General features: G+C 61.9%; 23 protein-coding genes. 10 read left to right on the top strand and 13 right to left on the bottom strand.

What is annotated here, in order from left to right:
• Positions 1-72 precede the first annotated feature (72 nt).
• Positions 73-948 carry a 4-hydroxy-tetrahydrodipicolinate synthase gene (dapA, locus tag FDP25_RS07675; protein ID WP_154150470.1) on the bottom strand — a complete coding sequence of 292 codons (876 nt, stop codon included), beginning with the start codon at positions 946-948 and terminating at the stop codon, positions 73-75.
• Positions 949-1,114: 166 nt separating this feature from the next.
• Here dapA and FDP25_RS07670 point away from each other — a divergent pair, with 166 nt between their 5' ends.
• Positions 1,115-3,076, top strand: coding sequence for a lytic transglycosylase domain-containing protein (locus tag FDP25_RS07670; RefSeq protein WP_343031987.1), 1,962 nt, complete (start codon positions 1,115-1,117; stop codon positions 3,074-3,076).
• A gap of 100 nt (positions 3,077-3,176) precedes the next feature.
• Here FDP25_RS07670 and FDP25_RS07665 read toward each other — a convergent pair whose 3' ends face one another.
• Positions 3,177-4,043, bottom strand: a complete 867-nt coding sequence (locus FDP25_RS07665) for a DMT family transporter (protein WP_154150466.1) — start codon at positions 4,041-4,043, stop codon at positions 3,177-3,179.
• On the bottom strand, positions 4,040-4,711 hold the full coding sequence (mnmC2, locus tag FDP25_RS07660; protein ID WP_154150464.1) for a tRNA (5-methylaminomethyl-2-thiouridine)(34)-methyltransferase MnmC2: 672 nt from the start codon (positions 4,709-4,711) through the stop codon (positions 4,040-4,042). The genes FDP25_RS07665 and mnmC2 overlap by 4 nt, the downstream gene beginning before the upstream one ends.
• 106 nt (positions 4,712-4,817) lie before the next feature.
• Between mnmC2 and FDP25_RS07655 the strand changes: the two genes are divergently transcribed.
• On the top strand, positions 4,818-5,849 hold the full coding sequence (locus FDP25_RS07655; RefSeq protein WP_154150462.1) for an NAD(P)/FAD-dependent oxidoreductase: 1,032 nt from the start codon (positions 4,818-4,820) through the stop codon (positions 5,847-5,849).
• A gap of 88 nt (positions 5,850-5,937) precedes the next feature.
• Here the strand turns inward: FDP25_RS07655 and FDP25_RS07650 are convergent, their stop codons facing one another.
• Positions 5,938-6,732, bottom strand: coding sequence for an HTD2 family dehydratase (locus FDP25_RS07650; RefSeq protein WP_154150461.1), 795 nt, complete (start codon positions 6,730-6,732; stop codon positions 5,938-5,940).
• 43 nt (positions 6,733-6,775) lie between these two features.
• Here FDP25_RS07650 and FDP25_RS07645 point away from each other — a divergent pair, with 43 nt between their 5' ends.
• Entirely contained in the window at positions 6,776-7,177 is a 402-nt protein-coding gene (locus tag FDP25_RS07645) for a VOC family protein (protein ID WP_154150459.1), read from the top strand.
• On the opposite strand, the gene FDP25_RS07640 is transcribed toward FDP25_RS07645, so the two are convergent.
• Positions 7,174-7,710 (bottom strand): NADPH-dependent FMN reductase, encoded by a 537-nt coding sequence (locus tag FDP25_RS07640; protein WP_154150457.1) that lies wholly within the window; start codon positions 7,708-7,710, stop codon positions 7,174-7,176. The two genes, FDP25_RS07645 and FDP25_RS07640, sit on opposite strands and share 4 nt — an antisense overlap.
• Positions 7,711-7,869: 159 nt before the next feature.
• A complete protein-coding gene (locus tag FDP25_RS07635) occupies positions 7,870-8,775 on the bottom strand; it encodes a LysR family transcriptional regulator (RefSeq protein ID WP_154150455.1) in 906 nt (301 codons plus the stop codon).
• A gap of 194 nt (positions 8,776-8,969) precedes the next feature.
• On the opposite strand from FDP25_RS07635, the gene FDP25_RS07630 reads away from it, so the two are divergent.
• Positions 8,970-9,413, top strand: a complete 444-nt coding sequence (locus tag FDP25_RS07630) for a DUF4399 domain-containing protein (RefSeq protein ID WP_154150453.1) — start codon at positions 8,970-8,972, stop codon at positions 9,411-9,413.
• A gap of 6 nt (positions 9,414-9,419) precedes the next feature.
• Here the strand turns inward: FDP25_RS07630 and FDP25_RS07625 are convergent, their stop codons facing one another.
• Positions 9,420-11,447, bottom strand: a complete 2,028-nt coding sequence (locus FDP25_RS07625; protein ID WP_154150451.1) for an NADPH-dependent 2,4-dienoyl-CoA reductase — start codon at positions 11,445-11,447, stop codon at positions 9,420-9,422.
• 282 nt (positions 11,448-11,729) lie between these two features.
• Between FDP25_RS07625 and FDP25_RS07620 the strand changes: the two genes are divergently transcribed.
• Positions 11,730-12,155 carry a DUF411 domain-containing protein gene (locus FDP25_RS07620; RefSeq protein ID WP_154150449.1) on the top strand — a complete coding sequence of 142 codons (426 nt, stop codon included), beginning with the start codon at positions 11,730-11,732 and terminating at the stop codon, positions 12,153-12,155.
• A gap of 22 nt (positions 12,156-12,177) precedes the next feature.
• On the opposite strand, the gene FDP25_RS07615 is transcribed toward FDP25_RS07620, so the two are convergent.
• Entirely contained in the window at positions 12,178-13,041 is an 864-nt protein-coding gene (locus FDP25_RS07615; protein WP_154150447.1) for a branched-chain amino acid aminotransferase, read from the bottom strand.
• Positions 13,042-13,177: 136 nt separating this feature from the next.
• On the opposite strand from FDP25_RS07615, the gene murJ reads away from it, so the two are divergent.
• Positions 13,178-14,722 carry a murein biosynthesis integral membrane protein MurJ gene (gene murJ, locus FDP25_RS07610; RefSeq protein WP_154150445.1) on the top strand — a complete coding sequence of 515 codons (1,545 nt, stop codon included), beginning with the start codon at positions 13,178-13,180 and terminating at the stop codon, positions 14,720-14,722.
• Here the strand turns inward: murJ and FDP25_RS07605 are convergent.
• On the bottom strand, positions 14,719-15,405 hold the full coding sequence (locus FDP25_RS07605) for a rhomboid family intramembrane serine protease (protein WP_154150443.1): 687 nt from the start codon (positions 15,403-15,405) through the stop codon (positions 14,719-14,721). The two genes, murJ and FDP25_RS07605, sit on opposite strands and share 4 nt — an antisense overlap.
• Positions 15,406-15,480: 75 nt before the next feature.
• On the opposite strand from FDP25_RS07605, the gene trpS reads away from it, so the two are divergent.
• The gene (gene trpS, locus FDP25_RS07600; protein WP_154150441.1) at positions 15,481-16,506 is read left to right on the top strand and encodes a tryptophan--tRNA ligase; all 1,026 of its coding nucleotides are present in this window, start codon (positions 15,481-15,483) and stop codon (positions 16,504-16,506) included.
• Positions 16,507-16,718: 212 nt separating this feature from the next.
• Here trpS and FDP25_RS07595 read toward each other — a convergent pair whose 3' ends face one another.
• Positions 16,719-17,642: an MBL fold metallo-hydrolase gene (locus tag FDP25_RS07595; RefSeq protein ID WP_154150439.1), complete on the bottom strand. Its 924-nt coding sequence runs from the start codon at positions 17,640-17,642 to the stop codon at positions 16,719-16,721.
• A 135-nt stretch (positions 17,643-17,777) separates the two neighbouring features.
• Between FDP25_RS07595 and FDP25_RS07590 the strand changes: the two genes are divergently transcribed.
• Positions 17,778-19,109, top strand: coding sequence for an MFS transporter (locus FDP25_RS07590; protein WP_154153246.1), 1,332 nt, complete (start codon positions 17,778-17,780; stop codon positions 19,107-19,109).
• 66 nt (positions 19,110-19,175) lie between these two features.
• A complete protein-coding gene (gene gltX / locus FDP25_RS07585) occupies positions 19,176-20,501 on the top strand; it encodes a glutamate--tRNA ligase (protein WP_154150437.1) in 1,326 nt (441 codons plus the stop codon).
• A gap of 239 nt (positions 20,502-20,740) precedes the next feature.
• Here gltX and FDP25_RS07580 read toward each other — a convergent pair whose 3' ends face one another.
• The 3 genes from FDP25_RS07580 to FDP25_RS07570 all read right to left on the bottom strand — a co-directional run bounded on the left by FDP25_RS07580 (position 20,741) and on the right by FDP25_RS07570 (position 23,292).
• The gene (locus FDP25_RS07580; protein WP_154150435.1) at positions 20,741-21,169 is read right to left on the bottom strand and encodes a GFA family protein; all 429 of its coding nucleotides are present in this window, start codon (positions 21,167-21,169) and stop codon (positions 20,741-20,743) included.
• A gap of 232 nt (positions 21,170-21,401) precedes the next feature.
• Entirely contained in the window at positions 21,402-22,670 is a 1,269-nt protein-coding gene (locus FDP25_RS07575) for a DUF2254 domain-containing protein (RefSeq protein WP_154150433.1), read from the bottom strand.
• Between the two features lie 55 nt (positions 22,671-22,725).
• Positions 22,726-23,292 carry a gamma-glutamylcyclotransferase family protein gene (locus FDP25_RS07570; RefSeq protein ID WP_154150431.1) on the bottom strand — a complete coding sequence of 189 codons (567 nt, stop codon included), beginning with the start codon at positions 23,290-23,292 and terminating at the stop codon, positions 22,726-22,728.
• Between the two features lie 93 nt (positions 23,293-23,385).
• Between FDP25_RS07570 and FDP25_RS07565 the strand changes: the two genes are divergently transcribed.
• A complete protein-coding gene (locus FDP25_RS07565) occupies positions 23,386-23,838 on the top strand; it encodes an RrF2 family transcriptional regulator (RefSeq protein ID WP_154150430.1) in 453 nt (150 codons plus the stop codon).
• Positions 23,839-23,851: the final 13 nt, after the last annotated feature.

Below are 23,851 nucleotides of genomic sequence, written 5' to 3'. Positions count from 1 at the left end.
CCGCATGAGCCGCCGAAACGAAAACGCCCCGGATCTGACGGTCCGGGGCGTGTCTGTTCAATCGGGCAGGGCTTAGTTCATCAACCCTGCAAACCGCAGCCCGTCATCCACCATGCCCTTGGTTTCATCCGTCAGCCCCGTCAGGGGCGAGCGGACTTCCTCGCTGCACAGGCCAAGACGCGACATGGCATATTTCACGCCCACAAGCCCCGGCTCGGTAAAGATCGCCGTGTGCAGCGGCATCAGGCGGTCCTGCAATTCCAGCGCCTTGGCATAATCGCCGGTCAGCGTGGCGTTCTGCACCTCAGCCACCAACCGGGGCGCCACATTGGCCGTGACCGAAATCACCCCCTGGCCGCCCTGCGCGTTGAACCCGTGCGCCGTGCCGTCCTCACCCGAAATCTGGCAGAAGTCCGGCCCGCAGATCATCCGTTGCAGGTTCACCCGCGCCAGATCGCCCGTGGCATCCTTGACGCCCACGATACGCGGCAGCTTGGCCAGCTCCGCCATGGTCTCGGGCGTCATGTCCACGACCGACCGGCCCGGAATGTTGTAAATGACGATCGGCAGGTCACAGCAATCGTGCAGCGCGGTGAAATGCGCGATCAACCCGCGTTGCGTGGGCTTGTTGTAATACGGCGTCACCACGAGCGCCGCATCGGCGCCCACCGTCTTGGCGTGCTGCATGAAGCGCATCGATTCCAGCGTGTTGTTGCTGCCCGCCCCGGCGATCACCGGAATACGCCCGCCCACGGCGCGCACCACTTCCTCGACTACCGTTTCGTGTTCTTCATGGGTCAGGGTCGGGCTTTCGCCGGTGGTGCCCACGGGGACAAGACCATGGCTGCCTTCGCCGATATGCCACTCCACCAGCTTCTTGAGCGTATCCAGATCCAGCTCGCCGTTCTTGAACGGCGTGACCAGGGCAGGAAAAGATCCTCTGAACATGACACGCTCCTTTGCTTTTGCGTCGTGGCCCATGGGGGCCGGTTAAACTCTTGCCACGTGCGCATGGCGGAACCCCGCCGCCCTGCCGTTAATGTGAATAGACGCAAGGCGCGCGCGCGCATAGGCTGGCGCTGTCTATCCTTCTTACAGGTCGAAAATGCAAGAGATGTTGCGCCTCATAGCCCTGTCATTGGTGCTGATTTGCCAGAGTCTGCTGGCTCTGGCCGATACGCCGCCGCCTATCGCCCCCCGGCCCCTGTCCAGCGCCTTCGATGCGCTCTCGGGCGGGCGCTGGGATGTGGCTGCCGAACTGGCCCGCCGCGATGGCCCCTCCGCCGAGGCCTTGGTCGAATGGTACCGCCTGCGCGCGGGCCACGGCACCCCGCGTGAGGTGCTGCGATTCCTGGAAACCCACGCTGACTGGCCCGGCCTCGATTACCTGCGCAAACAAAGCGAAGAGGCCATGGCCGAGGCCCCCGATGCCCTGATCCTGCGGTTTTATGACGGCACCCGCCCGCAAACCGGCATCGGTGCCCTGTCTTATACCCGCGCCCTTCTGAATGCCGGTCGGCAGGGCGAGGCCGAGGCGGGCCTTGTCCTCGCATGGCGCACCCTCGATCTCAGCACCGAGGAACACGAAACCTTCATCGCCCGCCACGCGGCCCTCCTCAAGCCCCACCACGCCGCCCGCCTCGACATGGCGCAATGGCGGGGGCTGCGCGACGTGGACCTGATGCTTCCACTGGTCGATGCGGCAAAACGCGACCGCGTGGAAACCGCCCGCATGATCGACGGTGCGCGCCGGGGGCTGGATGATCGAATCGACGATCTGCCTGACGAAACAAAGGCCGACCCCCATGTCGCCTATGCGCTGTTCAATCACTACCTCGACCGTGATCGCGGCGAAGATGCGATTGCCGTCATGCTGGAACAAAGCCGCATCAAGGGCGGCTTGGGCGAGCCGGGGCGCTGGGCCGGGTGGCGCCGGGCGCTGGCCCGTGACCAGATGCGCGACGACAACCCGCAAACCGCCTATGCCCTCGCCGCCACCCACCAACTGACCGAAGGCGCGGCCTATGCCGATCTCGAATGGCTCTCGGGCTACCTCGCGCTGACCTACCTCAAGGATGCCGAACTGGCCCGCGACCATTTCCAACGCTTCCGCGCCGCCGTGGATACGCCGATTTCCCTTGGCCGCGCCGGATACTGGATCGGCCGCGCGCAAGAGGCTCTGGGCGACGCGGAGGCGGCGAAACTGGCCTATGCCCAAGGCGCAGACCATCAAACCAGCTTTTATGGCCTTCTGGCCGCCGAAAAGGCGGGGTTGCCCTCTGATCCTGCCCTAAAAGGCGAAAACGACTACGCCGCCTATGAGGGCAGCGAACTGATCCAACGCCCCGTCACCCAAGCCGCCATTATGGCCCTTGCCGCCGGTCGCCTGAATCTTGCCGAACGCTTCTTCACGCATATCGCCGAAACGCTTGATGAAAGCGAGCTAAAGCAACTGGTGACTCTCCTGTACGACCTCGACCAACCCCACCTGCAAGTCATGGTTGGCAAACGCGCCGCCCGCCGTGCCCTGACCTTGCCGGGGCCATACTATGCCCTGCACCCCATGATCGACATGGAACTGCCCGTGCCCATGGAACTGGCCCTTTCCATCGCCCGCCGCGAAAGCGAATTCGATCATGGCGTCTCAAGCCGCGTCGGTGCCGAGGGCCTGATGCAGCTCATGCCCGGCACGGCCTCGGACATGGCCCGCGAACTGGACCTCGATCACGACCGCGCCCGCGTGCTGACCGATTGGGCCTATAACGCGCGGCTTGGATCGGCCTACCTCGCCCATCTGGCCGACCGCTTCGACGGCAATGTCGTGATGATCTCCGCAGGCTATAACGCTGGCCCCACCCGCCCCGAGCGCTGGATCGAACGGTTCGGAGACCCCCGGCGCGGCGGCATGGACGTGGTGGACTGGATCGAACACATCCCCTTCCGCGAAACCCGCAATTACGTCATGCGCGTCGCCGAAAGCCTGCCGGTCTACCGTGCCCGCCTTGGCCGCGATCCGCACCCGATGCCGTTTTCCCAGGAGCTCACCGGCGCTACCCTACGCGCGGCGCTCGACTAGAGCGTTTCCAGTTTACCTTGAATCAAAGTGTTTCACCAATGTCCCGAGAAGGCCGTAGGCCTGGCAGGGTATTGGTGATGCAACAATAACTGGAAACGCTTTAACTCGCTTGCCTCTGCCGCCACAGGGTGAACAGCCCCGCCGCCACGATCAAGGCCGCGCCCATGGCCACGTTGGGCCGGATCGTTTCGGAAAACACCGTGATCCCGATGGCGCTGCCGAACACCAGTTGCAAATAGGCGAAGGGCTGGACCGAGCTGGCCTCGGCCACCTCGTAGCATTTGATCAGCGTGTAATGCCCCAAGGCCCCGGTGATGCACAGCGCCCCCATCCACACCCAATCCGGCCCGCTCATCGGCTCCCAGAACCAGATGCCCACGGCCGTCATCGCCACCGATCCCACCGTGCCGGTCCAGAAAAACGAGGTCGCCGCCGTGTCCTGTCGCGCCACGTAGCGTGTCAAAAGCCCGTAAAGCGCGAACATCAGCGCCGCGATCAAGGGCACCACCGCAGCGGGTTGGAACACGCCGAATCCCGGCTCAAGGATGATGATCACCCCGACAAATCCGACGCCAATCGCCGCCCAGCGGCGCCAACCCACATGCTCACCCAGAATCGGCCCCGACAGCGCGGCAATCAACAGCGGGTAACAGATAAAGACCGCATGGCTTTCCACCAGCCCCAGCAAGGTAAAGCCAAAGACCATCACGCAGATTTCCGCGACCAGCAGGACCGCCCGGAACCCCTGCATCAGGGGTTGCCGCGTCCGTGCCGCCACCCGCAGGCCACCGGCCTTGCGGGCGGCCACGCTCATTACGAAAGCGGCAAAGAACCAATAGCGGATCATCACCACCATCAGCACGTTGTATTCCCCCGCCAAATGGCGGCTGATCCCGTCCTGTACGGCAAAGATAAAGGTGGTCACCACCATCAACAGGATGCCAAGTCGCGTGTTCTGCTCGGTCATGCGCCGCCCATCCTTGCCTGTGTCATATGCCGCTTGCGCCCATAACCCGGCACGCGGGCCACGGTAAAGCCCGCCGCCTCCAATCCTCGCCGCACGAACCCGGCGGCGGTATAGGTGGCCGCCGTTCCATCCGGGGCCGTATGCGCGCCGACCTCGGCCATCAACCCCTCTTCCCAAAGCTCGGGGTTCTTGGCTGGCGAAAACCCGTCCAGAAACCACGCATCGGCGCGGCCTTGCCAGCTGGGCAACGCCTCCCGCGCGTCGCCCTCGATCATCTCGAACCGCAAATCGGGCAAGTCGAACACCCGCGCCCCGCGCCGCCACTGCTCTGCCAGATCCCCGGCAATCCCGGCCACCTCCGGGAAAGCCGCCTGCGCCCGGATCATATCTTCGGCCGCCATCGGGAAGGCTTCGAAACTGGTATACCGTAACGTGCCGGGCACCCCGGCCTCCCGCCACGCCTGCACCGTTGCCAAAAGGTTCAACCCGGTCCCGAACCCAAGCTCGGCCACATGAAACCCATCCACGAAACGCGCTGGCAAATCATTGCCCGCCAAGAACACATGCCGCGTTTCGGCAAGGCCATTCTCAAGGCTGTAATACGGGTCGTCGAACCGGGTCGAAACCGGCACGCTCTCACGCCATTCCAGATCGGCTTGCCCCGTCATGTCCCTGTTCGCCTTTCGGAGTGTTCGGGCGGTGTCGCCGGATATACACCGCGCCGCCATCGTGCCATAACCGCCGCGACACTGCCGGGGAAGAAAGGAAATGGCAATGGCCGACGTCACCATTCGCGGCGCGGGAATCTTCGGGCTTTCCGTCGCCTGGGCCTGCCTGCAAAAAGGTGCTTCCGTTCGGGTGATCGACCCGCACGGGCCGGGGGCGGGGGCCTCGGGCGGCGTGGTCGGTGCGCTCGCCCCGCATGTGCCGGAAAACTGGAACGCCAAGAAGAGGTTTCAATTCGAAAGCCTGCTCATGGCCGAAACTTTCTGGGCTGAGGTCAAGCAGGCGGGCGGCCTGTCGTCGGGCTATGGCCGCACCGGACGCCTGCAACCCATCGCCGACGATCACATCCTGTCCCTCGCCCACGCCCGCGAAACCACCGCAAAAGAACTGTGGCAGGATCACGCCACATGGAGCGTCATCCCGGCAACCGGGACTGCATGGGAACCCCACAGTCCTACGGGCTTCCTGATCCACGACACGCTCACCGCCCGGATGCACCCACGCCAAGCCTGCGCCGCTCTGGTCGCCGCCCTGCACGCCATGGGGGCCGAGATCACGACAGACGGCCCTGAAACCGGCCACGTCCTGCACGCCACCGGCACCGCCGGCCTCGAAGACCTGACCCGCCATCACACCCGGACCGTCGGCAATGGCGTCAAAGGGCAGGGGGCCGTGTTGGATTACGCCATGCCGGACGCCCCCCAACTGTTTGCCGATACCATCCACATCGTCCCGCACGCCGATGGCACCACGGCCATCGGCTCCACCTCGGAACGCGACTACGACGCGCCCGACACCACCGATGCCCAACTCGATGAGGTCATCGCCCGCGCCCGCCGCGCTGTGCCCGTGTTGGCCGATGCCCCGGTCCTCTCGCGCTGGGCCGGGGTCCGCCCGCGCAGCCGCTCCCGCGCGCCGATGCTGGGCGCGCATCCGCTCTACCCCGGTCATTTCATCGCCAACGGCGGGTTCAAGATCGGCTTCGGCATGGCCCCCAAGGTCGGGAAGGTCATGGCCGATCTGATGCTTGACGGGGCCGATCACATCCCGCCCGACTTCCGGCCCGAGGCGTCTTATTGAAGGCCGTTTCGTACGACTCGTACGAAACTGTTTCGGCACCCCCCGATTTTCGTACGAAAATCGGGGTCTTGTCGTACGACTCGTACGATTATTCCGCCGTCGCCGTCAGGCATTGCCGCCCATCCGGCCCACGCACCCAAACACGGCCCTCGGGGTGCCAGCAAACCTCCGCCTCCTCGAAATGCATCAAGGGGGCAGTCGCCCGAAACGCAAAGTGTTTCAGCCCGCCAAGTTCTCTGTCGGCCAGCGAAATCATGTGTTGCGCCAGAAGTGGGCCATGCACGACCAAACCTTGGTAGCCTTCAATTTCTTTTGCATAATCAATATCATAGTGGATGCGATGGCCGTTGAATGTCAGGGCGGAATACCGAAAAAGAACCGTGCTATCAAAGCCCACCCTCTCGCAAACCGCTTCATCCGTGGCGGCCTCTGGTGGGGTGGGCTTCGGTGCGTCGGGGGCCGGGTCTTCGCGATAAACCAAATCCTGCCAATCGGTCAGGCACAGCGTTTCGCCTTGCCAAACCTCATGCCGCAAGGTGACAAAGCCCAAAGGCCCCGTGCGCCCGGTCTTGCGTTCCGATTTCTCAATATAAGTCAATCGCTTAGATGGATTTCCGGCGTGTAGTGCAGCGTGAAATTCCATCCGTCCCCCGGCCCACATCCGCCGTGGCAACCCCATGTCCGGGATCACGCCGCCCACCTTCGGATGTCCATCCCGCCCCAGATCTTGTGGCAGGTGTGGGTCCCAAAAGTAAATCTGGTGGTAAAACGGCGGTAAAGGGTCTCCGGCCTCGATCGTCGGGTCTTTTCCGAGTGTCACCTGCAACGCCCTCGCGCGCGCAGGGTCCATCACGTCGCTGATTTCTTGTGCCAGTTCAGTCATGCAGATAAGCTAACCACCTGAGATAAAAGGAACAATCCCCTAAATGCCACACCTCGACAGCCTCGATCACCTTGTCCTGACGGTCTCTGACATACCACGAGCCATCACATTCTATGAAACAGTATTGGGCATGTCGGCGGAACAGTTCACTCCGGCAGATGGCACAACACGTTGGGCATTGAAGTTCGGCAGCCACAAGATAAACCTCCACCAGGCGGGGGCAGAGTTTGAGCCAAAGGCGCAAAACCCAACCCCTGGAAGTGCAGACCTTTGTTTTTTAACGGAAATTCCGCTAACCGAATGGCAGGCCCATCTTTCTCGCCAGGGTGAGAACGTGATCGAAGGCCCCGTACCGCGCACCGGCGCAACCGGGCCGATCACCTCGATCTACCTGCGCGACCCGGATGGAAACCTTCTGGAAATCTCAAATAAATCAACTGGTTAGATTTCCGCGCGCAGGGCCTCCATCTTACCGCGTAGAACCTTGAGATAACGGTCATTCGTCAGGCGTCCGTCGCCGTCAAACTCATTCCCCGCCGACGCCACGCAAAGCATCGGCCCGGCGATCACCTGCGCCTGTAACGGGACCAGGCAACTCAACACCATGAACTGCCCCGTTTCACCCCCGGTCCGTCCGGCATTGGCCGACATCACCACCGTCGGCTTGCCTTTGAACGGCATCCCTTCAACACGGCTGACCCAATCAAAGGCGTTCTTCAGAACCCCGGTGATCCCCTTGTTGTATTCGGGGCTTGAAATCACCACACCATCGGCGTTTTTTATTTGCTGTGCAAGGGTTTGCACAGTTGATGGTACACCCTCGGCCTCTTCCAGATCACCGTCATATAGCGGCAGCTTCAGGTCGGCCCGCGTCACATCCGCCTCTCCAAAGGCTTGTTCGGCCTCGGCCAGAAGCATCCGGTTGAACGACCCCCTGCGAAGCGATCCCGAGATGAGCAGAAGCTTGGGGTTTGACATGATAAGCCGACCTTTCCTTGCGCGTTGATATGCCCTCAATGTGCCAGTCTGAGTGTGCCAGACAAGGCCAAACCCCACACACCACCTGTGCAGCCACCAAAAAGAAACCCCGGCACGCAAGCGACCGGGGTGAGGTTTGCCATTGATGGCGAGGGATACTTACCAGTCGGTCGGGCCCTTGTCGGCATAGGCATGGACCAGAAAGTCGATGAAGGCACGCACCTTGGGCTGGGTGAACCGCCCCGGCGGGTAGACCGCATAGATGCCTTGGGTTTCCACCGGCAGTTCGGGGATCACATCTTCAACCAGACCGTCGGCCATGGCCTGTGCGTAAAGGAAGCTGGGCAGATAGGCGATTCCAAGCCCGGAAATTGCAGCGTTCAAAAGGGACTGCCCGTCGTTAACCGAAAGGCCCCCGGCGGTGCGCACCTGACGTTTCTCGCCCGAAGGCGCCGTCAATTTCCAGACCGCGCCATTCGACTGGCTGGAATAGTGCAGCAGCTTGTGTTCGTTCAGGTCGTCAATCTTCGTGGGGCGCCCGTATTTTTCAATATATGCGGGGCTGGCGATCATGCGCTTGGTGGTTTCGGTGAGCTTTCGGGCGCGCAGGGTGCTGTCTTCCAACTCCCCGATACGGATCGCCATGTCGAAGCCTTCCGAGATCAGTTCAACGTAACGGTTGTTGAGCACCATGTTGACGGTAATGTCGGGAAACTCATCAAGAAAATCCCCCAAAATGGGGCTGAGGTGATTGACCCCGAAATCAGTCGCCACGGAAATGCGCAGAAGGCCCGAAGGGTCGGATTGCATGGAACTCACAAGGGCATCCGCCTCGCCCGCGTCATTGAGAACCCGAAGCGCCCGGTCGTAATAGGCAAGGCCGATCTCGGTTGGGCTGACTCGGCGGGTCGTCCGATTCAAAAGCCGCGCGCCAAGCCGCGCCTCAAGGGACGATACGTGTTTCGACACCGCGGACTTTGAAATGCCCATCTTGCGCGCCGCATCCGTGAAGCCACCTTGATCAACAACCGTTGCGAAGGCTTCCATTTCCGTCAGGCGATCCATGCTCAATACCTCTACGTGTTATTCTGACAACGGGTATCGCGCTGAATTCGGGCGCAACTTGGGCACGTCCCAGACAATATCTTGGTTTTGTCGGGGATCGTTCGTGACATGGAAACAGGGAAACAGACGTTGACGTGATTTGGGGGGCAGGTCGGTGGCGTGTTATTCTCGATGCCTGAACTTGGGAGGAAACAATGAAACACCACGTCACAGCCGCCGCTTTGGTGCTTGGAATGTCAGTAAGCGCTACTTTGGCTGGCGAAACGCCTGCACCTGAGGGCGCCGATGTCTATTTCGCCAATCTTGAAGATGGTGCGAGGGTCAGCTCTCCGGTTACCGTTATCTTCGGCCTCAAGGGCATGGGGGTGGCCCCCGCGGGGACGGAAAAGGAAAACACGGGACACCATCATATCCTGATTGATCGCCCGCCGCTTGGCGAAGGGCCCGATGGCGCCGAGGAGTTGGGTGCCAGTCTACCCGCCGATGACAATCACATGCATTTTGGCGGCGGGCAGACCCAGGTATCGCTTGATCTGGGCCCCGGAGAGCACACGCTACAGTTGGTGCTTGGCGACATGAACCACGTGCCGCATGACCCGCCTGTCGTTTCCGACGTGATAATGATCACAGTGGAATAATTGCGCTTATAATGTGGCGGCCAATCGTGTGCCTTGGTCAATCGCGCGTTTCGCGTCCAGTTCGGAGGCTACGTCTGCGCCTCCGATCACATGGACCGACACGCCACGATCCCCAAGCGCATCTGCCAGACTGCGTTCCGGCAGCTGTCCGGCGCAGAGCACGATTGTATCGGCCTCGATCAGCCGTGGGTTCTCGTGCGCCTCGCCGTCGGTGATATGCAGGCCCGAGGCATCTATGCGCTCATAGTTGACGCCACTCACCATCTCGACGCCCTTCATGCGCAGGGTTGCCCGGTGAATCCACCCCGTGGTCTTGCCAAGGCGTTTGCCAACGCGCTCGGCCTTGCGTTGCAGCAGCGTGACCTGCCGCGCGGGTGGCTCGGGCTGTGGGCCTTCGGGGGCCAAGCCGCCGCGCACCTGCTCCGGATCGCCTACGCCCCATTCTTCCTTCCATTCGGTCAGATCCTCGGTCGGGCTATCACCCTTCTGGACAAGGTATTCGGCCACGTCGAACCCTATGCCACCCGCTCCGATGATTGCCACGCGCTTGCCCACCGGGGCCTTGCCGCGCAGCACGTCAATATAAGACAGGACATTCGGGCCATCCTGCCCCTCAATGCACGGATCGCGCGGAATGACGCCCGTGGCGATGATCGCCTCGTCAAAGCCATCCAGATCATCCGCGCCCACCTCGGCGCCCAATTTCAGGGTAATGCCCAGATCATCCACCATGGTCGCGAACCAATCGACAAGGCCATGGAATTCCTCTTTGCCGGGGATTTCACGCGCCATGTTGAGTTGCCCGCCCAGTTTGGTGTCACGGTCGAAGAGGGTCACGTTATGGCCCCGCTCGGCGGCGGTCATGGCGGCTGAGAGGCCTGCAGGCCCTGCGCCGACCACCCCGATGGAGCGCGGGCGTTCGGTTGGGGTTACTGTCAACTCGGTTTCATAACAGGCCCTCGGGTTGACTAGGCAAGTCGAAATCTTGCCGCTGAAGGTGTGATCAAGGCAGGCTTGATTGCAGGCGATGCAGGGCGCGATGGTCTCGGCGCGCCCGTCCTTGGCCTTGCGTACGAAATCGGGGTCGGCAAGAAAGGGGCGCGCCATCGACACCATATCGGCACAGCCCTCGGCCAGCACGTTTTCGGCCACGTCGGGCATGTTGATCCGGTTCGAGGTAATCACCGGGATGCCGACCTTGCCCATCAGCTTCTTGGTGACCCATGCAAAGCCCGCGCGCGGCACGCTGGTGGCGATGGTGGGAATGCGCGCCTCATGCCAGCCGATGCCGGTGTTGATGATCGTGGCGCCTGCCTTTTCCACCTCTTGGGCCAGTTGCACCACCTCGTCATGGGTGGAGCCCTCGGGGACCAGATCAATCATGGAGAGCCGATAAATAAGGATAAAATCGGGGCCGACGGCCTCGCGGGCGCGGCGAACGACCTCAGTGGGAAGGCGCATGCGGTTCTCGTAGGAACCGCCCCAGCGGTCGGTGCGCTTGTTGGTGTGGGTGACGAGGAACTGGTTGAGGAAGTACCCTTCCGAGCCCATGATCTCGGCCCCGTCATAGCCGGCCTCACGCGCGCGGGCGACGGCGGTGACAATGTCGGAAATTTGTTTCTCGATCCCATCTTCGTCCAGTTCCTTTGGCGGGAAGGGCGATATCGGCGACTTGATGGGTGACGGCCCGACGCAATCGGGGCTATAGGCATAGCGGCCCGCATGCAGAACCTGCATGGCGATCAGCCCGCCCGCGTCATGCACGCGATCTGTGACAACCCTATGGTTTTCAATATCTTTTTCGGTATAGAGACCCGCCGCACCGGGAAAAACCCCGCCTTCGGGGTTGGGGGCCATGCCGCCGGTGACCATCAGGCCCACGCCGCCACGGGCGCGGGTGGCATAGAATTCTGCCACGCGGTTCCAATCCTTGGTTTCCTCCAACCCGGTGTGCATGGAGCCCATGATCACACGGTTTTTCAGGGTCACATGCCCAAGGTCCAGCGGGGCGAGAAGATGCGGATATTCACTCATGGTGGCCTCCCTAATTCGGGTTCACGATGCCCGCAGAGAGCGAAATTGTCACCCCGAACGCTGCGTTAAAAGGAGGCGATAATCCACGTCGGTATTTTGTCGGTTTTTGGTCGGTGCGATATGCCAAGGTGATTGTCGCGAAGTCACTGTCTTGTGATGCCGCGCGCGGCGGGGTCCGCTTGACGCCTGTGCGGACCGCTGCGCAGACTGTCCGCGATCAATCCAGAGGAAGGACGCCGCACCATGCTAACCCGTCGCCAAGTTTTTGCCGGAGCCGCCGGAATGATTGCCACCACCCCGATTGCGGGGTTCGCGCAACAGGCCCCGGAAATCCACGTGATGAAAGACCCCAACTGTGGGTGCTGCAAGGGGTGGATGCAGGTTTTGGCCGGGGATGGGTTCCCCGTGACAAGTGAAGCCAGCTATGGCTCGGCCCTGACCCGATACAAGATGGACAATGGCGTGCCGCAAAGCATGATGTCGTGCCACACGGCCAAGGTGGATGGCTATGTGATCGAAGGCCATGTCCCACCCGCCGATATTCGCCGCCTTCTGGCAGAGCGCCCCGAGGCCGTGGGCCTTGCGGTGCCGGGTATGCCCTATGGGTCACCGGGCATGGGCCCCGAGGATCAGCGCGAGGCTTATGACGTATTCCTGATTCGCCACGATGGCAATACGGAGGTTTTCCAAAGCTACGAGGCGGCCTGAGCCAATATCCGGGCTTCGTTCACTATGAGGACGAAGCCCAGTCCCAATACATCTCGCGGATGCGGCGGGTGAGGGGGCCGATCTGGTATTGGCGGTCCTCGAAGGCGGTGACGGGCGTGACCTTCATCATGTTGCCAGACAGGAAGACCTCGTCCGCGTCGCGGAAATCATCGAATGACATCACGCATTCATGCACCTTCACGCCATCGGCGCGCAGGTTTTCGATGTGGCGCGCGCGGGTGATCCCGGCCAGAAAGGTTCCGTTGGGGACGGGGGTGAAAACCTCACCATCCTTGACGGCAAAGGCATTAGCGGTGGCTGCTTCGGCCACGTTGCCAAGGGCATCGGCGACAAGCGCGTTGCCGAACCCCTTGTCACGCGCTTCGGCCAGCATCCGGGCGTTGTTGGGGTAAAGGCAAGCCGCCTTGGCGTTGACCACGGCATCCTCCATCACCGGACGGCGAAAGCGAGTGCGTGCCAGTGTGGTGCTGGCCTCGAGCGGGGCCATGGGAATTTCTTCGAGGCTGATGGCAAAGCCGGTGCCGCCGCCTTCCTTGGGAACGATGGCCGACATGCCGCCATCAAGCGCCCAGTACATGGGACGGATATAGACCGCTGAACCCGGCGAATAGGCTTTGAGGCCCTCATGAACGATCTGGACCATATCCTCGGGCGTCACCGTGGGCTCGACCATCAGGGCGCGCGCCGAAGCATTGACCCGGGCGCAGTGCTTGTCGAGGTCGGGGGTCAGGCCATGGGCATAGCGTGCCCCGTCAAAGACATTGCTGCCCAGCCACATGCCGTGATCGGCGGCGCGCATCACTGGGATATCGCCGTCATGCCAGGTGCCATCGAAATAGGTGCGGATATTGCTTCCGGTTGCCATGCCTTGCCTCCTTGATTTGGCGGCAGGTTACGGCGGCTTTGCAGGAGGGTCCAGAGGGGTCGCGCGCTTTGGCCTTCCCCCTTGCGGCGCGATCCGATAGGCAAGGGCAACCCGCCACAACCCCGAAGGCCCGCCCATGAGACCCGTTCGCCTGCTTTCCGGTGTGCTGACCGTCGGTGGCTGGACACTGGCCAGCCGAATCCTGGGCTTCGTGCGCGATGTGCTGATCGCCAATTTCCTTGGGCCGGGGGCGATGATGGATGCTTTTGTCGCGGCCTTCCGCCTGCCGAATATGTTCCGCCGGTTCTTTGCCGAGGGCGCGTTCAACGCGGCCTTCGTGCCGATGTTTTCCAAGCGGTTGGAGGGGGACGAGGATGCCGTGGGCTTTGCCGCGCTGGCGATGTCGGGGCTGGCCTTCGTGCTGCTGGTGCTGACGGGGCTGGCCATGGTGTTCATGCCGGCGCTGGTGTGGGCCACGGCGGAAGGGTTCGTGGGCGACGAACGCTTTGACCTGACGGTGGAATTCGGGCGTGTTGTCTTTCCCTATATCTTTTTCATTTCGCTGGCGGCGCTGTTTTCCGGCGTGTTGAACGCAAGCGGGCGGTTTGCCGCCGCGGCCGCCGCGCCGGTGTTGCTCAATATCATGCTGGTCACGGCCATGAGCGCCTCGGCCATGATGGGCAAGCCGGTGGCCCCGGCGCTTGTCTGGACCATCCCCTTTGCCGGGGTGGCGCAACTGGCGCTGGTCTGGGTTGCCGCCGACAAGGCGGGCCTGCACATCCGGCCCACGCGCCCGCGCTGGACCCCCGAGATGTCGCAACTTGTGCGCATTGCCGTTCCGGCGGCCCTTGCGGGGGGCGTGATGCAGGTGAACCTGTTGGTGGGGCAGCAGGTGGCCTCGAATTTCGACAAGGCGGTGAGCTGGCTTTATTCCGCTGATCGTCTGTATCAACTGCCGCTTGGCGTGGTGGGAATTGCCGTGGGCATTGTCCTGTTGCCCGACCTGTCGCGCCGCCTGAAGGCGGCGGATGACAGCGGCGCGCGGGAGGCTTATTCGCGGGCCGCTGAAATCTCATTGGCGTTGACAGTGCCATCGGCGGTGGCCTTGGTGGCCATCCCGATGCCGATTGTTTCGGTCCTGTTCGAGCGGGGGGCCTTTGGATCGGATGACACGGCAGCCACGGCCCTTGCCGTCGCGGTCTATGGGTTGGGCCTGCCCGCCTTTGTTCTGCAAAAAGTGCTGCAACCTTTGTTCTTTGCCCGCGAGGATACCAAAAGCCCCTTCCGTTTCGCCCTTGTCGCCATGGTGGTGAATGCGGTTCTGGCGATTGGGCTTGCCTTTGCCATCGGGTGGATCGCGGCGGCGATTGCCACGACGGTAGCAGGCTGGGTCATGGTCTGGCTTTTGATGCGTGGGGCGCGGCCCTTGGGCGATGTGGCCCGCTTTGACGCGCGGTTTCACCGGCGGGTTTGGCGGATCGTTGCGGCCTCGGTTTTGATGGGGGCAGTGTTGTGGGGCGTGAACCTCGTGCTGTCGCCGCTGTTCGAGGTGGGCGGGTTGCGCTGGCTGGCGCTGTTGCTGCTGGTCGGGATCGGGACCGTGGCCTATTTCGGCATCGGTCACGCGCTGGGCGCCTTCCGGATGCAAGAGTTCGGCAAGGCCTTCCGCCGGGGCGGTTAATTCCGGCGAATGCGCTGGTGGATGCGCCGCCAGCCTCCGGGTGCGAGGAAGATCGACAGGATGAACCCCGCTCCGAAACCTGCAACCTCGGCGATCCATGTGCTGTTGGCCCCGAAGAGCAGGCCAAAGACCAGTTGCAGCCCCATCAAGACCCCGATCAGGGTAAAGGCGCGGTATTGCTGTTCGCCCATTTGCCCGAGTTTCAGCCACATCAGGTAAGTAAAGCCGCCGATCAACCCGTAAACCCCGGGGAAGGCCCCGATCACCCAGGGCTGTGCCCCGGCAAAGAGGGTAAAGATCAAGGCCCCCGCGATACCGGAGAGCAGGAAAAGGGCAAGCACGGCCCATTGAGCAAAGACCTCGCCCACGAATTTCCCGAGCGCCAGAAGCATGACGCCAGCAAAAAGCGCGTGGGTGAAGGTGCCGTGAATGAAAGGGAAAGTGAGAAAACGTTGCAGGTGTTCCAGTGGCCAGACGTTGTTTTGCAGCATCCAGCGGAAAACATCGGCGTTGTAGCCATAATCCTGAATGGCCGCTGTGCGCCAGCCCACGGCCATGGGGCCACCGACAAGACCGCGAGAGCCAAGGAAAAACGTGGCCTCCACGCCGAGGATCACCAGGAAAAGCGCCACCACGACGGGCGGCAGCGGGTTGAGGGGGGCTTGGGTGTCGGGGCTGCTCATGGCCTGCTCTCCTTGACGGGGCTGTGCCCCATGGGTAAGCGAGGCGGACAGCAAAATCCACCACGGAGATCGACCATGCCAGAGGCGGCATTCACCCCCCGCGTGTTTTCGGGAATCCAGCCTTCGGGGAACCTGACGCTTGGCAATTACCTTGGCGCGCTCAAACGCTTTGCCGACAGCCAGAACGAAGGGATCGAATCGATCTTCTGCATGGTCGATCTGCACGCGATCACCGTCTGGCAAGACCCCGATGCTTTGCGCCAGGCCACGCGACAACTGGCTGCGGGGTTCATCGCGTCGGGGATCGACCCGGATAAATCCATCCTGTTCAACCAGAGCCAAGTGCCCGAGCACACGCAAATGGCGTGGATTTTCAATTGTGTGGCGCGCATGGGCTGGATGCAGCGAATGACGCAATGGAAGGACAAGGCGGGCAAGAACCAGCAGAACGCCTCACTTGGCCTGTTTGCTTACCCGGCGCTGATGGCGGCGGATATTCTTGTTTATCACGCGACCCATGTGCCGGTGGGCGAGGACCAGAAACAACACGTGGAACTGACCCGCGACATCGCGATCAAGTTCAACAATGACTTCGGGCAGGAGTTCTTTCCGATCACCGAGCCGGTGATCGAGGGCGCGGCAACGAGGGTGATGAGCCTGCGGGATGGCACGAAGAAAATGTCGAAATCGGACCCGTCCGACATGAGCCGGATCAACCTGACCGATGATACCGACACGATCGCCAAGAAGATCCGCAAGGCCAAGACCGACCCCGAACCGCTTCCCTTAGAGGCCGAGGGGTTGGAAGACCGCGCCGAGGCGCGCAACCTCGTGAATATCTATGCCGCCTTGTCCGAACAGAGCGTGGATCAGGTGATGGCCGAGGTTGGAGGCAAGGCGTTTTCCGAGTTCAAGCCGATGCTGGCCGATCTTGCGGTTGACCGGCTGGCACCGATCTCGGACGAAATGGCGCGGCTGATGGGCGACGTGGGAGAGATCGACCGTATTCTGGCGCATGGGGCCGAACGGGCGCGCGGCATCGCCAGCCCGATATTGCAGAAGGCCTATGAAATCGTGGGAATGGTCGGCGCGAAGGTCTGACCAATCGGTGCGGCTTGCGCCGCGCAGGTTGAGCGCGCTGTCGCGCGCCAGTCAGGGGGCTTTGCCCCCGCCGCCCTTCGGGCGCCTCCCCCAGGGTATTTTGTCCAAGAAAAAACCACGCCCGCTTTTTCTTGGCATAAATACCCATTGCGCAACGGTGGCAGCCGTTCAGCGCCAGAGACAATTTGACAGGCCGGCAGGGGCAGCGTGGATCACAGCATCAACTGGTAGCTGGTGGGCACGTATCTGTAGCCCTCACCTTGTTTTTCCACGAAGCCGGTGCCCGGCCATGGCATATGGTAGCCGATGAAGGGGATCTGATCGGTGGACAGCATATCCAGGATGCGGCGGCGGGTTTGAGCCGCTGCGGTTTTGTCCATATCGAATTTCACCTCCCAGTCGGGATAGCCGAGCGACCAGACATAGTGGTTGGCGAAATCGGCGGCAACGAGGAGCTGTTTGCCTTCACTTTCGATCATGTAGGTCATGTGCCCGGGCGTATGGCCGAAGGCGGCCATGGCGGTGATCCCCGAGGCGACGCTGCCACCATCGTCGAGCATGGTCATTTGGTCGGCCAGCGGGCGTACCTTGGAGTTGAAACCCTCGTTATCCATGGCGGCCCAGGCATCGAATTCCTGGGTGCCGGTGACATAGCGGGCATTGGGGAAGGTGGGGGCCTCGCCCGCCATCAAGCCACCAATGTGGTCGCCGTGCATATGGGTTATGACCACGACATCGATCTGATCGGCGGTATAGCCGGCCTGTTCGATGGCGGCGGTGGTTCCTTCGGCGTTGAGGCCGGTATCGAAGAGCACAAGTTCATTGCCGGTGTTGATCAAAGTGGGGGTGAAGAAGAACTGTGCCGCGTCGGTGGGGATATGGGCCGCCTTTGAGGCGTCTGCGAAGTCTTCGGCACTGACGTTCATGCCAAAGATGTTTTGCGGTTCGGGCACGGTGCGGGTGCCTGCGAGGATGGTGGTGACCTCGAAGCCACCAAGGGTCACGCGATTAAAGCGGGTGGAGGCCACGCCCATCATCGGCGCAGCGGCGCGCGCAGGCCAAGAGGTCGCGGCGGCCAAGGGAAGAGCGGCAGCGGTGGCCAGTACGTGGCGACGGGTCAATCCTGTTTTTGACATGGCGATTCCTCTCAGTGTTTTTTTCACCTACCGATCGAGTGTAGCGCGACTTTGGCAGTCCTCTTGGGGCTTCACGGGAATGTGAAGGCGCAATACCACCTTAACGACAGAGGCGTGCCGCGCTATCTTGCCCACATGATTGCGATTTTGAACAATCCCACATTTCGTGCGCTTTTCGCGGCGCAGGTCATTGCCCTTGTGGGTACGGGGCTTTTGACCGTGGGGCTTGGCCTTTTGGCCTATGACCTTGCGGGGGAGCGCGCCGGTGTCGTTCTGGGATTGGCGCTGACCCTCAAGATGGTGGCCTATGTGGGCCTGTCACCCGTGGCACAAGCAGTGGCCACGCGACTGCCGCGCAAGGGAGTCCTGGTCGGGGCGGATGCGGTGCGGGCGCTGGTGGCGCTGTGCCTGCCCTTCGTCAGCGAGGTCTGGCAGATTTACGTGCTGATCTTCGTTCTGCAATCGGCCTCGGCCACTTTCACCCCGGCCTTTCAGGCTACGATCCCGGATGTCTTGCCGGATGAGGCGGAGTATACCCGGGCGCTGTCGCTGTCGCGGTTGGCCTATGATCTGGAGAACCTTTTGAGCCCGGCCTTTGCGGCGCTTTTGTTGACGTTGGTGGGTTACAGTTGGCTGTTTGTTGGCACGGTTCTGGGCTTTGTCGTGTCGGGCCTGCTGGTGCTACTCGCCGCCGTGCCGCCCTTGGGGGCAGATGCCGGGCAACGCCCATTTCGCGAGCGTCTGACACGGGGTATCCGCATCTACCTTGCCACGCCGCGCCTGCGGGGACTTTGGGCCTTGAACCTTGCGGCTTCGGCGGTGGGGGCGTTTGTCTTGGTCAACACCGTGGTTCTAGTGCGATCGGGCTATGGTGGGGATGAGCGTAGCCTTGCCCTTGCGATGGCGGCCTTTGGCGCGGGGTCCATGGGGGCGGCACTGATCCTGCCGAGGTTGCTGGAGCGGATGGCGGACCGGCCCGTGATGATGGGCGGCGCGCAAGGGTTAGTGGTGGTGGCGTTGATCATGGGGGCGCTGATAAGCTTTGGTGGCTTGCCGGGGTGGACTGTATTCTTGTTGGTCTGGGCGATGATCGGGTTTCTATATGCGTCGGTCCTGACGCCCTCGGGGCGGCTTTTGCGGCGCTCGGCCCATGCAGAGGACAGGCCAGCCGTGTTTGCCGCGCAGTTTGCGCTGAGCCATGCCTGTTGGCTTGTTACCTACCCCACGGCGGGGTGGGCGGCGCAGGGGCTTGGCATGGGGGGCGCCCTTGTTTTGTTGGGGCTGATGGCCCTATTAGGCGTGGTCGTTGCGCGGGTTGTCTGGCCTGCGGGCTTGAAACGGGAGATCGTGCATGAACACCCCGATCTGCCTTCTGATCACCCGCATCTACGCGCCCATGGCGGGCGGCGGCACGCCCATGTTTTTGTGATTGACGATGAGCACAGGGTCTGGCCGACGCAGGGCTAGCCCGCGCTGCAATCTGGACAATCACGCGCCACTGTGACATGGCCCACGCGAACCAGGAGACACCAGATGACCACCACTCGTTTCGCCCCGTCGCCCACAGGTTATATCCATGTGGGCAACCTGCGTACCGCCTTGATGAATTTCCTCATTGCCCGCAAGGCCGGGGGGCAATTCATCCTGCGGATCGACGATACCGACCCGGAGCGCTCGAAAGAGGAATACGTGGATGCCATCAAGGCCGACCTGGAGTGGCTGGGCCTGCATTGGGACCGGGTTGAGCGGCAATCCGATCGTTTGGATCGCTATGTGGCGGCCGCCGACAAGCTGCGGGATATGGGCCGATTTTACGAGGCTTTTGAAACACCTACGGAACTGGATCTCAAGCGCAAGAAGCAGCTGAACATGGGCAAGCCGCCGGTTTACGACCGGGCGGCATTGGACCTGTCGGAAGAACAGCGCGAGGCGCTGCGGGCCGAACGGGGCGATGGCGTGTGGCGGTTCAAGCTGAACCATGAGCGGATTGAGTGGGAGGATGGCATCCTTGGCCATACCTCGATTGATGCGGCCAGTGTCAGCGACCCGGTGTTGATCCGGGGGGACGGGCAGTTTCTTTATACCCTCGCCTCGGTCGTGGATGACACCGAAATGGGCGTGACGCATGTGGTGCGCGGGTCCGATCACGTGACCAACACGGCGACACAAATCCAAATAATTCAGGCACTTGGAGGTGATGTTCCGAGCTTTGCGCACCATTCGCTTTTGACCGGGCCGCAGGGCGAAAGCCTGTCGAAACGCCTTGGCACGCTGAGCCTGCGGGACTTGCGGGCGGCGGGTGTGGAGCCTATGGCGCTGCTGAGCCTGATGGCGCGGCTTGGGTCCGCCGACCCAGTGGAACTGCGCAACGATATGGCGGAACTGATCGAAGGGTTCGATATTACCCGTTTTGGCGCGGCGCCCACGAAGTTCGATGTGAATGACCTTTACCCGATGACTGCGCGGCTGTTGCATGAGCGGGCCTTTGACGAGGTGAAAGACCAGATCGCCGACATCGGTGTGCCCGATGATCTGGCGGAACGGTTCTGGAGTGTGACGCGGGAAAATATCACGACTCTCAATGACTTGCCGGAATGGTGGGCAATGTTCCGTGATGGGGCGGAGCCGGTGATTGAGGACGAGGACGCCGAATTCGTGGCCGAGGCCATGGCGCTTTTGCCGGAAGGGCCGTTTGACGGTGAAACCTGGGGCCAGTGGACCAGTACCGTGAAGGAGGCCACGGGGCGCAAGGGCCGGGGGCTGTTCATGCCGCTCAGGAAGGCGCTGACCGGGCAGAGCCATGGGCCGGACATGAGCCAGGTGCTGCCGCTGCTGCAAAATATCAAGGCCAAGGGTTAACCTTTCGGAGAGCCCCGCGCGAATCGGGGCTAACCCATTGGTTAACCTCGAAAACACCTTTCGGTATCGCGTCGGTATAACGTCGGTATCGCGTCGGTATTTTTTCCCGCACCCCGGCGGGTTAACAGGGCGTGCGATTAGAAACGTACGAAACGTACGTGAGTTTCGTACGTTTTGGTGGCTTTGCAAGGCGCAACCACCACCCCCGAGATGCAATCAAGGCTGGTGTCTGGATTGATCTATTCCGGAACCGTTTCTCCCGAGCCTCCGAACTCAGAGGGGAAGTCCTTCATTTTTGGTAGGCCATCTTTCATGGGCAGCACGGTCTCGGCATAGTTGACGTGGATGCCTGGCTTGAACTCAAGGTTCGGGATAATCGCCGCATATACATCGGTAAGGCCGAGGCCCGGGTGCCCTGCCATAAGGTGACCTCCGCACTTGTTACACCATTTCCGGTCGCTGTTTTCGGTCTTGTTGAATTGCCGTATGTGTTCTTCGCCCTTCACTACCTTGACGTTATCCGGAGGCCAGAGAGTGAACGCGTTGACCGGGCCAGCGGACCACGCTCTGCAACTTTCACAATGACAATAACCCATTCCCGCCGGTTCTCCGGTCACTTCGATTTCGACGGCTCCGCAAAAGCACTGACCTTTGAGCGTATTTGACATGATGCCCTCCCATTTTCTCCTGTGGTGCAAAATAGCACGTCACGTCGACAAACGCGAAACAGACCAGCCAACGGGTTGTAGGGAGAACCGATTGATGATGCGATCTGAAGCTAAACACTCCATAGGCCGTGTTTGGGGCGCACACCGTACTTGCGGACATTTGCCCGGTACTACAGCCAGCTTCCTGCCGGTCATGGGTATTCGTGTCCCGCAGCGCCGCAGTTGATGGCAATCAAGAGAGGCGCGGCGCGTCGTGGGATTGGCGCATCACCTCTTTTTCGCATTTGAGGGTCAGGGCACTTTCGGCGTATTGGCGCGTGGTTTGGGACATTTCGGCGGCGGCTTTTGCCAGGGCCGGGTCGGGCGTGTCTTGCAAGGCGCGCAGGGCGTGAAGCAATCGGCAGACCACCTCGATCGTGCCCGCGCCATCGCGGGCGGTGCTGGAAAAGGCACTTTGGATCATTTCGGTGCGCGACAGTTCGGGGACGAAGATTCGGGGAAACTTTGGCTCGCCAGTGGTCTCGTCGGTGCGGGCCCAGTTCCAAAGCAAGCGTTCTTGTCGCGCGATGACGTCGATGGCGGTGCCGGGATCGTTAACGCCGGGCGAAAGAGCACGCGAGGCGATTTCCGAGAGAACCAGCAGGCCATAGGTCGCGTCTTGTTCAAACGTGCGGTGCTGACCGATGGTCAGGCCGTTTTGCACCGATTTCACCTGTTTGTCGGACAGGCCCGTGGCATAGGCGACGGGTTGACCTGTCAGCAGGTATTGTCCCGGTGCGGTGTGGATATAGATGCGTGCCTCGGATGTCTTGATCACCTCGTTCATATGCGCGACGTCGATGAATTGAAGGTAGCCCGAGCGTGGTGAGGGGACAGGTGTGGCCTCGGTCGGGATCAGGGTTTCGGCAGTCAGAGGACTGGCGCGCAGGGCCGGGGCGCGGCGGGTGAGTTGCAGGCTTGAGCGGGCTTCGGCCTCGGTGGCGCGCAGGGTGGCGTCCATGCTGCCCAGATCGCTGAGGTGGTCGATCCAGCGCAGGAGCGCAAGAATCACAAGCACCACGACGGCCACGGTGGAAAGAAGCACCGTGACCGAGGAGTCGCCCCCGTGAATCCCGGCGCGCAGCAGGATGATCGATGTCAGGGCATAGACAAAGGCCCCGATGAAGGTGGCCAGCACGGTTTGCGTGGTGGTGTCGGCCAGAAGGATGCGATGCGCCCTTGGCGTGGCCTGTGAGGCGGCGGCATTATGGGCCGAGACCATGACGTTGAGGGAAAAGGTGCTGACCGCCAGCATGCCCGAGGCGAGAATCGTGAGGATCGGCATCACCGTGTCGGGCGCGATCCGGCGGCGCAGGCTTTGGGGGATGAACTCTTCCAGAAAAAGCGCGGCCACGGCGGCGGCCACCGCCAAAAGCGCCAAAAGCGCAACCCGGACCCAGAGTTTGCGGGAAAAACGCAAAAGCAGCATGACGCTTTGCGAGGCGGTTTTGAAGTCGGCCATCGGCCCCCCTTTTTCGCCTAAACATGGGGCAAGCGCGGGGGCGGGTCCAGTGGCTTTAGCGGTGGATCAGGCGGATGTCGCGCGCGGCCAGTTGATCGGTGACGAAGCTGCGTTCATCGGTGGTCAGGACCCGGTGGCGCGGATAGACCGGATCGGCCCGGTCATCCAGAACCGGGGCATCCCAGCCATCGGTGGTGTCGAAGAAGGCGCGCGCGCCCTCCTCGCCGAACTCGCGCAGGTAGCCTTGAACGACCACGTCGATATAGCTGAGGAGTGCGGGGTGGGTTTCGGACGGCTGGCCATGCGCCCCGTCGGGAATGGAATAGACCGCGATCTCGGGGCGATGCGTCAGGGCGTGGGTGACCTGATGGGCGGCGGGGACGCGATTGTAGGCACGTTCGCGTTCGTCGAGCGCGGCCCAGTCGTCGCCCGGGACGGCGGCGATCAGACCGTCGATTTCAGAGGTGTCATCGGGCACGACGGTCAGAAAGGCCACGGGCCGCAGGCGGGTATGGCGCCAGATGCGTTTCCAGCCGCGCAGGCGGGCGGTGTGGGCTTCGGCGAAGTCGTGCGTGTCGCGGTTCACGAGGCTGCCATAGCCGAAGAAATATGCATGTTTCATGTATGTTTCTGGCCCGTGCTTGATCTAAGTCATGTCGATATGCCTGTTTTGACGCCAGTTTCGGGCAGGTTCAAGCAAACGAGGTGGCTCACCATGCGCATTACCAAACGCACGAATATCGCGATCCGCGTGCTGATGTTTTGCGCGTCGAATGCTGATCGTCTGGTGACCAAGTCCGAGATTGCGGAGCGCTGCAACACCTCGGAAAGCCATCTGGCGCAGGTGATCAACCGCCTTGCGCAACTGGGTTTCCTGCACACGCAGCGGGGGCGGAGCGGTGGCATCGCGCTTGGACGGCCCGCCGAAAAGATCGTGATCGGGGACGTCTTTCGCCTGTTGGAGGCCAATGTGCCCTTGGCCGAGTGCTTTGCGGATGTCGATAACACCTGCCCCTTGGTCGATGCCTGCCGTCTGAAGTTGGCGATCGCGGATGCGGCGGAGGCGTTTTATTACTCTTTGGATGGTGTCACGCTTGATGCGCTTGTTTGCGACAATGCGCCCTTGATGGAGTTGTTCCGTCCGATGGCCTGCCACCAACAGGCTTGAAGCAGGCGTATTT

Origin of the sequence: Roseovarius bejariae (assembly GCF_009669325.1) — a bacterium.
In the GTDB taxonomy this organism is placed as follows: domain Bacteria; phylum Pseudomonadota; class Alphaproteobacteria; order Rhodobacterales; family Rhodobacteraceae; genus Roseovarius; species Roseovarius bejariae.
This window is presented reverse-complemented; position numbering and strand designations above follow the sequence as displayed.